This window comes from Streptomyces sp. NPDC047981 (genome assembly GCF_040653315.1).
Taxonomy (GTDB): domain Bacteria; phylum Actinomycetota; class Actinomycetes; order Streptomycetales; family Streptomycetaceae; genus Streptomyces.
Window position 1 is genome coordinate 22,278 of record NZ_JBEZNQ010000007.1, and the last position, 11,972, is coordinate 34,249.

General features: G+C 72.5%; 7 protein-coding genes. All 7 read left to right on the forward strand.

The annotated features are described in order from the left end of the window. Window positions 1–61 precede the first annotated feature (61 nt). The 7 genes from AB0E14_RS06405 (at window position 62) to AB0E14_RS06435 (ending at window position 11,970) form a co-directional block, all read left to right on the forward strand. Window positions 62–2,251 carry a discoidin domain-containing protein gene (locus AB0E14_RS06405; protein WP_362412969.1) on the forward strand — a complete coding sequence of 730 codons (2,190 nt, stop codon included), beginning with the start codon at window positions 62–64 and terminating at the stop codon, window positions 2,249–2,251. A gap of 162 nt (window positions 2,252–2,413) precedes the next feature. Next, on the forward strand, window positions 2,414–4,567 hold the full coding sequence (locus tag AB0E14_RS06410; protein WP_362412972.1) for a discoidin domain-containing protein: 2,154 nt from the start codon (window positions 2,414–2,416) through the stop codon (window positions 4,565–4,567). A gap of 48 nt (window positions 4,568–4,615) precedes the next feature. Continuing rightward, a complete protein-coding gene (locus tag AB0E14_RS06415) occupies window positions 4,616–5,704 on the forward strand; it encodes a DUF1996 domain-containing protein (protein ID WP_362412975.1) in 1,089 nt (362 codons plus the stop codon). Between the two features lie 37 nt (window positions 5,705–5,741). Continuing rightward, window positions 5,742–8,390: a glycoside hydrolase family 3 C-terminal domain-containing protein gene (locus tag AB0E14_RS06420; RefSeq protein ID WP_362412978.1), complete on the forward strand. Its 2,649-nt coding sequence runs from the start codon at window positions 5,742–5,744 to the stop codon at window positions 8,388–8,390. Between the two features lie 94 nt (window positions 8,391–8,484). Beyond that, the gene (locus AB0E14_RS06425) at window positions 8,485–10,305 is read left to right on the forward strand and encodes an ABC transporter ATP-binding protein (RefSeq protein ID WP_362412981.1); all 1,821 of its coding nucleotides are present in this window, start codon (window positions 8,485–8,487) and stop codon (window positions 10,303–10,305) included. 176 nt (window positions 10,306–10,481) lie between these two features. Beyond that, window positions 10,482–11,054, forward strand: coding sequence for an antibiotic biosynthesis monooxygenase (locus tag AB0E14_RS06430; RefSeq protein ID WP_362412984.1), 573 nt, complete (start codon window positions 10,482–10,484; stop codon window positions 11,052–11,054). A 151-nt stretch (window positions 11,055–11,205) separates the two neighbouring features. Next, window positions 11,206–11,970, forward strand: coding sequence for a maleylpyruvate isomerase family mycothiol-dependent enzyme (locus tag AB0E14_RS06435; protein ID WP_362412987.1), 765 nt, complete (start codon window positions 11,206–11,208; stop codon window positions 11,968–11,970). Window positions 11,971–11,972: the final 2 nt, after the last annotated feature.

Below are 11,972 nucleotides of genomic sequence, written 5' to 3' on the forward strand. Positions count from 1 at the left end.
CCGGTCCGTGCAGGGTGTCGGAGAGCGCTCTCCCGCTTCCCGTTCCCTTTAGGAGCCCCGCATGTCTCCCCTTGGGCAACACCCACCCCTCACACCGCGCCGGAGCGGACCCGCACCGGCACGTCGCGGTATCGCCGCCGCCGTGGCCGCCGCCCTGGCCGGCACCCTGCTCGCGCTGACCCCGGCCACGGGCGCCCAGGCCGCGCCCCTGCCGGTCTCGCAGGGCAAGCCCGTCACCGCCTCCAGCGTCGAGCAGGCCGGCACCGCCGCCGCGGCGGCCGTCGACGGCGACCTGGGCACCCGCTGGTCCAGCGCCTTCTCCGACAACCAGTGGCTGCAGGTCGACCTCGGCGCGCCCACCGCGCTCTCCCGGGTCGAACTGCGCTGGGAGGCGGCCTACGCCTCGGCGTACCGCATCGAGTTCTCCACGAACGGCACCGACTGGACGACCGCCCACTCCACCACCACGGGCGCAGGCGGCACCGAGACCGTCCCCGTCTCCGGCACCGCGCGCTACGTCCGCCTGCAGGGCGTCACCCGGGCGACCGGATACGGCTACTCGCTCTGGGAGTTCCAGGTGTACGGCACCGACGGGGGCCCGGTCATCCCGGGCGGCGGCGACCTCGGGCCGAACGTGCACGTCTTCGACCCGTCCACGCCCGGCATCCAGGCCAAGCTCGACGAGGTCTTCCGGCAGCAGGAGTCGGCCCAGTTCGGCCCCGGCCGGCACGCCTTCCTCTTCAAGCCCGGCACGTACAGCGGGCTCAACGCCCAGATCGGCTTCTACACCCAGATCGCCGGGCTCGGCCTGCGCCCCGACGACACCTCGATCAACGGCGACGTGACCGTCGACGCGGGCTGGTTCAACGGCAACGCCACCCAGAACTTCTGGCGCTCCGCCGAGAACCTGGCCCTCACCCCGGTCAACGGCACCAACCGGTGGGCGGTCTCGCAGGCCGCCTCCTTCCGCCGCATGCACGTCAGGGGCGGCCTGAACCTCTCGCCCGACGGCTACGGCTGGGCCAGCGGCGGCTACATCGCCGACAGCAAGGTCGACGGCCAGATCGGCAACTATTCGCAGCAGCAGTGGTACACCCGCGACAGCGCCATCGGCGGCTGGTCCAACTCCGTCTGGAACCAGGTCTTCTCCGGCGTCGAGGGCTCCCCTGCCACCAGCTTCCCCGAGCCCCGCTACACCACCCTCGACACCACCCCGATCTCCCGTGAGAAGCCCTTCCTCTACTGGGAGGGCGGGGAGTTCAAGGTCTTCGCGCCCGCCAAGCGGACCAACGCCCGCGGCACCACCTGGGCGGCAGGCGCCCCGCAGGGCACGTCGATCCCGCTGAACCAGTTCTACGTCGTCAAGCCGGGAGCCAGTGCCGCCACCATCAACGCGGCCGTCGCCCAGGGCCTGCACCTGCTCTTCACCCCGGGCGTCTACCACGTCGACCGCACCATCGAGATCAACCGGCCCGACACCATCGTCCTCGGCCTCGGCCTCGCCACGATCATCCCGGACAACGGCGTGACCGCGATGCGCGTCGCCGACGTCGACGGCGTCAGGCTGGCCGGCTTCCTCATCGACGCCGGACCCGTCAACTCCCCGACCCTCCTGGAGGTCGGCCCGCAGAACGCCTCCGCCGACCACGCCGCGAACCCCACCACCGTGCAGGACGTGTACATCCGGATCGGCGGTGCCGGCGCCGGCAAGGCCACCACCAGCATGGTCGTCAACAGCGACGACACGATCATCGACCACACCTGGATCTGGCGCGCCGACCACGGCGAGGGCGTCGGCTGGGAGACGAACCGCGCCGACTACGGCGTCCGCGTCAACGGCGACGACGTGCTGGCCACCGGGCTCTTCGTCGAACACTTCAACAAGTACGACGTGGAGTGGTACGGCGAGCGGGGCAGGACGATCTTCTTCCAGAACGAGAAGGCGTACGACGCCCCCAACCAGGCCGCCATCCAGAACGGCGCCACCAAGGGCTACGCCGCCTACCGCGTCGACGACTCGGTGAACACCCACGAGGGCTGGGGCCTCGGCAGCTACTGCTACTACAACGTCGATCCGACCATCCGCCAGGCCCACGGCTTCAAGGCCCCGGTCAAGCCAGGGGTGAAGTTCCACAGCCTGCTCACCGTCTCCCTCGGCGGCAACGGCCACTTCGACCACGTCATCAACGACATCGGAGCGCCCACGTCGGGCACCGAGACCATCCCCTCGACCGTCGTCTCCTTCCCCTGACGGATCCTGACGGATCCTGACGCATCCTGACGGATCCTGACGGACTCTGACAGATCGGGGCCGGTGTCCGCCCGCAGCCTCCGCCACGGCGGACACCGTCCCCTCAAGCGAAGCCCGCCCCGGCGAAGCCCCTCCCCCCCACCCCCACCCGCAGGAGCCGCCATGCCACGCACCGGCCCCACCTCGCTCGTCACCCCCCTCACCCTCGCCGCCCTGCTCGCCTCCTCCCTCACCCTCGCCGCCGCCCCCAGCGCCGGCGCGGCCGAGACCCTGCTCTCGCAGGGCCGGACCGCCACCGCCTCCACCACCGAGGGCCCCGCCTTCCCGGCCTCCGCCGCCGTCGACGGCGATCTCACCGGCACCCGCTGGGCCGGCGACCGCAGCGATCCCCAGTGGCTCCAGGTCGACCTGGGCCGCAGCGCCACCCTCAGCCGGGCCGTCCTCACCTGGGAGGCGGCACACGGCAAGGACTACGAGATCCAGGCCTCCGACAACGGCATCGACTGGCGCACGCTCAAAGCCGTCACCGGCTCGGACGGCGGCACCGACGAGGTCGCCCTCTCCGGCACCGGACGGTACGTCCGGATGCTCGGCACCCAGCGGGCGACCGGATACGGCTACTCGCTCTGGGAGTTCCAGGTGTACGGCGAGGACGGCGGCACCCAGCCGCCCGCCGGAGGAGCGGTCCGCGTCACCGGCACCCAGGGGAACTGGCGGCTCACCGTCGGCGGCGAGCCCTACACCGTCAAGGGACTGACCTGGGGACCCGCCGTCGCCGACGCCGCCCGGTACATGCCGGACGTGCGGTCCATGGGTGTCAACACTCTCCGTACCTGGGGCACGGACGGCACGACCAAGGCCCTCCTCGACACCGCGGCCGCGCACGGCGTCAAGGTCGTCAACGGATTCTGGCTCCAGCCCGGCGGCGGCCCCGGCTCCGGCGGCTGCGTCGACTACGTCACCGACGCCGCGTACAAGAGCGGCATGCTCACCGAGTTCGCCCGGTGGGTCGAGGCGTACCGGACCCACCCGGCCACGCTCATGTGGAACGTCGGCAACGAGTCCGTCCTCGGCCTGCAGAACTGCTACTCCGGCGCCGTGCTGGAAGCCCAGCGCAACGCGTACACGACCTTCGTCAACGACGTCGCCAGGAAGATCCACGAGATCGACCCGGACCACCCGGTCACCTCCACCGACGCCTGGACCGGGGCCTGGCCCTACTACCGGCGCAACGCCCCCGACCTCGACCTGTACTCGATGAACGCCTACGGCGACATCTGCGGCGTGCGCCAGGACTGGGAGGAGGGCGGCTACACCAAGCCGTACATCATCACCGAGACCGGCCCGGCGGGGGAGTGGGAGGTGCCCGACGACGCCAACGGCGTGCCCGACGAGCCCACCGACGTCCAGAAGGCCGCCGGATACACCCAGGCCTGGAACTGCGTCACCGGCCATCAGGGCGTCGCCCTCGGTGCCACGCTCTTCCACTACGGCATCGAGCACGACTTCGGCGGCGTCTGGTTCAACCTGCTGCCCGACGGCCTGAAGCGGCTCTCGTACTACGCGGTGAAGAAGGCGTACAGCGGCAGCACCGCCGGTGACAACACCCCGCCGGTGGTGAGCGGCATGACGGTCACGCCGGCCGGAAGCGCCCCGGCCGGGGCCGAGTTCACCGTCCGCGCCGACGTACGCGACCCCGACGGCGACCCCCTGACGTACAAGATCTTCCTCAGCGGGAACTACGCCGACGGCGACAAGCGGCTCGTCGAGGCGCAGTGGCGCGCCACCGGCAACGGCACCTTCGCCGTGACCGCCCCGCAGAAGCTCGGCGTGTGGAAGGTGTACGTCCAGGCCGAGGACGGCCGCGGCAACGCCGGTATCGAGACCAGGTCCGTCAAGGTCGTCGCCCCGCCCGTCGCCGGCACCGATCTGGCCCTGAACCGGCCGACCACCGCGTCGTCCTTCCAGCCCTCCTACGGCGACTGCCCGTGCCCGCCGCAGCAGGCCACCGACGGCAACGGTGCCACGCGCTGGGCGAGCGACTGGAGCGACCCGCAGTGGATCCAGGTGGATCTGGGGTCGGTCCGCTCCGTCCGGCAGCTCCAGCTCGTCTGGGACCCCGCCTACGCCCGGGCCTACGAGGTCCAGGTCTCCGACGACGGCACCACCTGGCGCACGGTCCACACCACGACCACGGGCGACGGCGACGTGGACACCGTCGACACGGCCACGACCGCGCGGCACGTCCGGCTCCGGCTGACCGCCCGGGGCACCGGATGGGGCTACTCGCTCCACGAGTTCGGCGTCTACGGCTGACGCAACCTCCCCTCCCCTCCCTTCCGCTCCTTCCATCCAGGAGAACCCATGAGAACAGGATCGAGATCCCTGTCCGCCGTCTTACTCACCGTGGCCCTCGCCGCCACCGCCCTGGGCGCCGGTACCTTCGCCGCCGCCTCCGACAGCGGCGGCCGGGCGCCATCCCCCGCAGCCGGCGCGCACGCCGGACACACGAAGGCGCAGGCCGCCCAGCTGCCCACCGCGGACGACCCCGACGGCGACGGCTACATCCCCGCCGTACCACCCGTCACCGGAGTGACACCGTCCACGGAGACTCCGCCCCAGGCCTACTTCCACGAGTTCCAGGCCAACTGCTCCGTCACCCACACCGCGCCCGACGACCCGATCGTCCACCCCGGCCGGGCCGGCGCCTCGCACGACCACACGTTCATGGGGAACACCTCCACCGACGCCTCCAGCACCACCGGTTCGCTCTACGGGGGGACCACCACCTGCAAGGCGCCCGCGGACGCCTCCGCGTACTGGATGCCCTCGCTCTACAAGGGCGAGCAGAAGATCCTGCCCGTGGGACCGCAGGTCATCTACTACAAGGCGGGCGTCACCGACTACCGCAGTGTCCGTCCCTTCCCCAAGGGGCTCCGGTTCGTCGTGGGCAACCCGCTGCAGAGCGAACAGGAGTTCCGCGGTCACAAGGGCTTCGTCGAGGGCTGGGAGTGCGGTGACAGCTTCTTCAACACCGACATCCCGGCGAGTTGCCCCAGCCGCCCCGACGTGCAGCTCAACCTCCGGATGCAGGCGCCCAGCTGCTGGAACGGCCTGTACCTGGACACGCCCGATCACCAGAGCCACATGGCCTACCCGGTCGTCAAGCCCGGGACCAACGACAACATGTGCCCGGCCTCCCACCCGGTCGCCCTGCCGATGGTCGAGTTCAAGATGGCGTGGCCCGTCAACGGCGACATGAGCGAGGTCCGGCTGGCCAGCGGTCGGGGCTACTCCTTCCACTACGACTTCTTCAACGCGTGGGAGGAACGCACCCTCAAGGCGATGGTCGACCACTGCATCGTGGGCGGCCTCCAGTGCGACCCGCGCGGGTACGACCAGAACAACCCCGGCCGCGGAGCGGTCCTGAACGCGGACTACCGCCTGCCCTGACCGGGCGGCACACACCACGGGAACACGAGGGTGGGGGATGGACGACGAAGACCTCGACCGGCTGGTCGGGAAGCTGAGCACCGCGCAGAAGGTCCGCCTCCTGACCGGTGCCACGACCTGGCGCACCGCCGCCGAACCGGCGGTCGGGCTGCGTCCCGTCGTCACCTCCGACGGACCCGCCGGGGTCCGCGGCGAGGCGTGGGACGAGCGGAGCCCTTCCGCGCTGCTGCCCTCCGCGTCGGCGATCGGCGCCCTGTGGGACGAGGAGCTGACCGAGGAACTCGGCGGCCTCCTCGCCCGCGAGGCGCTCCGCAAGGGCGTCGACGTCGTCCTCGCCCCCACCCTCAACCTGCACCGCACCCCGCTCGGGGGCCGTCACTTCGAGTGCTTCTCCGAGGACCCCGAGCTGGCAGGCCGTACGGGCGCCGCCCTCGTCCGGGGCATCCAGGCCCACGGCGTGGCCGCCACGGCCAAGCACTACGTCGCCAACGACTCCGAGACGGACCGGCTCACCGTGGACGTGCGCGTCGCGGAACGCGTGCTCCGCGAGGTGTACCTCGCCCCCTTCGAGGCGGCCGTCGCGGCGGGCGTGTGGGTCGTCATGGCGGGCTACAACGGGGTCAACGGCACCATCATGGCGGCGAGTCCGCTCCTCGCCGACCCGCTCAAGACGGACTGGGGCTTCGACGGCGTGGTCCTCTCCGACTGGGGCGCGGTCCGCTCCGTCGAAGCCCCCGCCCGCGCGGCCCTCGACCTCGCGATGCCGGGGCCGCACGGCCCCTGGGCGGAGGGCCTGCTCCGGGCCGTCGAGGACGGCCGGGTCCCGGAGCAGGCCGTCGACGACAAGGTACGTCGCCTCCTTCGGCTGGCCGCGCGGGTCGGGTCACTGGACCGGCCCGGGCCCGGGAGCCCGCCCGGGCCCACAGACCGCACCACGGCCACAACGTTGGGTCCGGTGGCCGACCCCGCCGCCGGTCCGTCGACCGATCCCGCCACCGGACCGACCCCGACCCCGCCTCCTTCGGCCGGTCCGACCCCCACCCCGACCTCGACTCCCACCCCGCGTCCGGGCCCGTCGGCCGGTCCGGCCGGTCCGGCCGCCCCCGCCGCCCCCGCCGGTTCCGCCGATCCGATCGCCGGTCCGGCCGCTCGCGCGTTGCTGCGCCGAGCCGTCGCGGCCGGGTCCGTCCTGCTGCACAACCGCGACCTGCTCCCGCTGGACGCCGAGCGCCTGTCGTCCCTCGCCGTGATCGGCATGCACGCGGCCCACCCCCGCCCGCAGGGCGGCGGCAGCGCCAGGGTCTTCCCGGACACCGTCGTCACCCCGCTCGACGGCATCCGCGCCCGGCTGCGGGGGCGGGCGGAGGTCCGCCACGTCCCCGGTCCCGCCGCGCCCGCCCCGCCGCCCCCGCTCGGTGTCGACCGCTGTCGCGACCCCGCCACCGGACACCCCGGTGTGCTGCTGCGGCTCCTTGACGCCGATGGGCGGGAACTTGCCGCCGAACGCCGGCTCACGGGCCGCGTCCTCGAACCCGAACTCGCCCCCGGCGCCCACACCGTGGAGATCAGCGCGCTGCTGACCGCCGAGACCCCGGGGGAGTGGACCTTCGCCGTCGGCGGCTTCGGCCGGATGTCCCTCACGGTCGACGGCCGCCCGCTCCTCGACGGCCACTACCCGCGGGACGTCGACGACCCGGCCGTGGTCCACGTCAACCCGCCGCGACGGACCGCCCGAACGGTTCTCGCGGCCGGGCGGACCGTCCACCTGGTGGCCCGGCGGGAACTGGTGCCCGGCTCGGGCCGCGCCACGACCGTCTCGGCCGCCCCGCCGGAACCCGACCCCCGGGACTCCCTCGCCGCCGCCGTGGCGGCCGCCCGTGCCTGCGACGCCGCGATCGTGGTGGTCGGCACGACGGAGCACGACGAGACGGAAGGGTACGACCGCACCGACCTCCGGCTCGCGGACCCGCAGAACGCCCTCGTCCGCGCGGTGGCGGCGGCCAACCCCCGCACGGCCGTCGTCCTCAACAGCGGCGGCCCGGTCGAACTCCCCTGGCGCGAGGAGGTCGGGGCGCTCCTGCTCGCCTGGTTCCCCGGCCAGGAGGCCGGCACCGGCCTCGCCGACGTCCTCTTCGGCGCCGCCGAACCGGGCGGACGCCTCCCCACCACCTGGGCCGCCTCCCTCGCGGACGCGCCGGTCACCGCCACCCGGCCGGCCGACGGCCGGCTCGCCTACGCGGAGGGACTGCACATCGGCCACCGCGCCTGGCTGCGCACGGGCCGCGAGCCCGCCTACTGGTTCGGGCACGGACTCGGCTACACCACCTGGGAGTACGACGCCGTCGAAGCCCCGCGCGAGGTCCGCGTGGGCGACGACGTCACCGTCCGCGTCCGTCTCCGCAACACCGGCCGACGGTCGGGCCGCGAGGTCGTCCAGCTCTGGCTGGCCCGCCCGGACTCGGCCCTCGACCGCCCGTACCGCTGGTTCGCGACCCACGCCACCGTCCACGCGCCCCCCGGCGCGCGGGTGACCGCCGCGCTACGGATCCCTGCGCGCGCCTTCCGCTACTGGTCGCCCGAGGACACCGACTGGCGCACCGAACCCGGCCGCTACGAGATCCTCGTGGGCCGCTCGGCCGGGGACATCCGCGTCCGGACGGCGACCAAGGTCGGAAGCGAGGCCTGAACGCGTCCCCGCGCCGAAAAAGGCTTGGACCGCGCGGGGTTCGGCACGGAACACTTTTGTGGCTCACTCGATGGTCCAAAAGTACAGGCTCGTGATGGAATCACATCAATCGTCCGAAGGAGCCCCAAGCAGGGGTTCCGTCCTCCTCGCACTCCGCTACTACGGGCGGGAACTGGCTCTGCTCCGCCGGCTGACCCTGCCCGCGATGCTGCTGCCCGCGCTCGGCAACGTCGGCATCAACTACGTGGCGCCGCTGATCGTCGCCAAGCTCGTCGGCCGGATCGCCAAGGACGGCGCCGCCGTCTTCGCGATCGGCCCGATGCTCCCGTACGTCCTCGCCTTCGCCGGCGTCCTGCTGTTCTCCGAGGCGCTGTGGCGCGTCGGGCTGCACTGTCTGAACCGGCTCGACGCCCGTGGCATCGAGCACCTGTACGTCGTCGGAATGGGTGAACTCTTCGCCAAGGACTCCTCGTTCTTCCACGACAACTTCGCCGGGTCGCTCACCAAGCGGGTCCTCAGCTTCGCCTCCCGCTTCGAGGAGTTCGTCGACACGCTGACGTTCTCCGTCATGGGCAGCCTCGTGCCGCTGGCGTTCGCGTCGGTGGTGCTCTGGCAGTACGACCCGCTCCTCGTCGTCGGGCTGCTGACGATGATCCCGGTCACGGCGGTGGGCGTGGCGCCCCTGATCCGGCGCCGACAGGCGCTCGTCGCCCAGCGGGAGCAGGCCATCGCCCGGGTCTCCGGGCACGTCGCCGACAGCCTGATGAACATGGACACCGTCCGCGCCTTCGCCGCCGAGGAGCGCGAGGCCTCCGAACACCGCTCGCGCGTCGCGGAGTCGCGCCGTCTCACGCTGCGCTCCTGGGACTACGGCAACCTGCGCATCGACACGCTCGTCGCGCCGATGTCCGTGCTGACCAACGTCCTGGGCCTGCTGCTCGCGCTCTCGCTCGGCGGGGGAGAGCTCGGGGTGGAGGCGGTCATCGTCGCCTTCACGTACTACGCCAACGCCACCCGCATCATGTTCGAGTTCAACCAGATCTACCGCCGCCTGGAGAGCTCCATGACGGAGGCGGCGCAGTTCACCGAGCTGCTCATGGACCCGCCCACCGTGCTCGACCCGCCGGCCCCTGAGCCGCTCGTCGCAGGGTCGGCCGACGTGCGCTTCGAGCGGGTGACGTTCTCCCACGCGGGCGCGGAGCCGCTGTTCAAGGGGCTCGATCTCGACGTGCCCAGCGGGGCGAAGTTCGGCCTCGTCGGCCGGTCCGGCGGCGGCAAGACGTCGCTCACCCGGCTGCTCCTGCGGATGACGGACATCGACGACGGGCGGATCCTGATCGGCGGCCAGGACATCAGCCGGCTGCGCCAGAAGGATCTGCGCGACCAGATCTCCTACGTACCGCAGGACCCGGCGATGTTCCACCGCTCGCTGCGGGACAACATCGCCTTCGCCAGGCCGGACGCCACGGAGGCGGAGATCCGCCGCGCGGCCGAGGCCGCCCACGTCACCGAGTTCGCCGACGCGCTGCCCGACGGCTTCGACACGATGGTGGGCGAGCGCGGCGTGAAGCTCTCCGGCGGCCAGCGCCAGCGGGTCGCCCTGGCCCGGGCGATCCTGCGGGACGCGCCGATCCTGCTGCTCGACGAGGCGACCAGCGCCCTCGACTCCGAGAGCGAGATCCTCGTCCAGGACGCGCTGTGGCGCCTCATGGAGGGGCGGACCGCGCTCGTGGTGGCCCACCGGCTCAGCACGGTCGCCGGCATGGACCGCCTCGTCGTCCTCGACCGGGGGCGCATCATCGAACAGGGCACGCACCAGGAACTGCTCGCCACGGGCGGCGCCTACGCGAAGCTCTGGGCGCACCAGTCGGGCGGCTTCCTCGACGACTCTCCCGCGGGGGCGGAGGTGGGGTGAGCCCGAACGCCGGCCGGCGGGGCGGGCCGAGGAGGAGGACCGCGTACGGCCGCGGACGCCCGGCTCGGCGAGGAGTGACCCTTCTCGCCGAGCCGGGCGGGCACCCCTCACCCGCGTCCCTCGGCCCGGCGGCGCGTACAGTGGCGGCGGGCGCGGTGTGATCACGAGGAGTACGAGTGACCGCGGTGAGTCTTGAGCACCCCACCGTCCCCGCCGACACCGGCGAGGTGACCCTGCTGATAGCCCGTCGGGTCGACCCCGGGCACGAAGCCGACTTCGAGCGGTGGGCGAAGGGCATCCTGGAGAGCGCGGCGGCCTTCCCCGGCCACCTCGGCTACGGCTTCTTCCGCTCCTCCGGCGGCGACGCCCCCTGGTTCCTCGTCCACCGCTTCCGCGACGCGGAGGCCTGCCGGGCGTGGCAGGAGTCGCCGGAGCGGGCGGCCTGGTTCGCCGACTGCGAGGGCCACCACCACGTCGAGATCGCCCGGCGGGTCCTGACCGGCATGGAGACCTGGTTCGCCAAGCCGGGCTCGACCCGGCCCGCGCCCCCGCGATGGAAGATGGCGATCAGCGCCACGCTGGCGATCTACCCGATCTCCCTCCTCGGCGGCTACTTCCTGGTGCCCCGGCTGACCTCGCTGCCGTACGTGCTGAGCAGCGCGGTCGTCGCCGGTGTCTTCAACGTCCTGATGACCTACGTGTCGATGCCGGCCGTGAGCAGACTCCTGCGCGGCTGGCTCAGCCGCTAGTGTCCAGAGTCCTTGATCCGTCGTTGATCAATGCATGGACGTCCCGGGCTGAAGGCGGCCGAGCCGGTGGCGTCGGATCGAGGACTCAGGACGCCAGGGGCGCGACTTAATCGGGTGCGTGGGCATCCGGCCGGGTGATAGAAGATCCCGCGTGACTGAGAATCTCGACTTCCCCACCCTGCTGCGGATGATCGACGAGCGGTCCGCCGCGTTCCGCGCCGCGATCACCGCCGCCCCGAGCCTCGACGCCGACGTCCCGTCCTGCCCCGGGTGGAAGCTGTACGACCTGGCGAACCACCTCAGCGAGGGGGACCGGTTCTGGGCCCACATCGTGCTGAACACCGCGCCGGGCGACGAGCGGCCGAGCAAGGACGGGCTGGCGGCGCCCAGGGAGCGCGAGGCCCTGGTGGCCTGGCTGGCCGACTCGACGGAGCAGCTGCTGGCCGCCCTGCGCGAGGCCGGCCCGGACCGGTCCTGCTGGGCCTGGTGGGAGCCGCTGGCCTCGCCGCACACGGTGGCCGCCGCGGCCCGCCGCCGCGTCCCGGAGTCGATGATTCACACCTACGACGCCCAGCTGGCCTCCGGCGCCCCGCAGGAGTTGCCGACGACCGAGGCGCTCGACGCTGCCGAGGAGTTCCTCGCCACCGTCTGCACCGTCACGACTCCGTGGCCGGGGGAGCCCGCCACCATGGACTACCACACGGCCGAGGGCCGCTCCTGGCGCCAGACGCTGGACGCCGCCGGCTCCCGCTTCACCCGCCTCACCCCGGCGGAGGCCGCCGACAGCAAGCCCACCGCCGCCCTACACGGCACGGCGAGCGAGCTGGCCCTGCTGATGTACATGCGCGTCCCGGCCGACGCGGTGCGGATGGAGGGCGACGCCGGGCTGCTCCAGCGGCTGCAGGACTGGGACTGAAT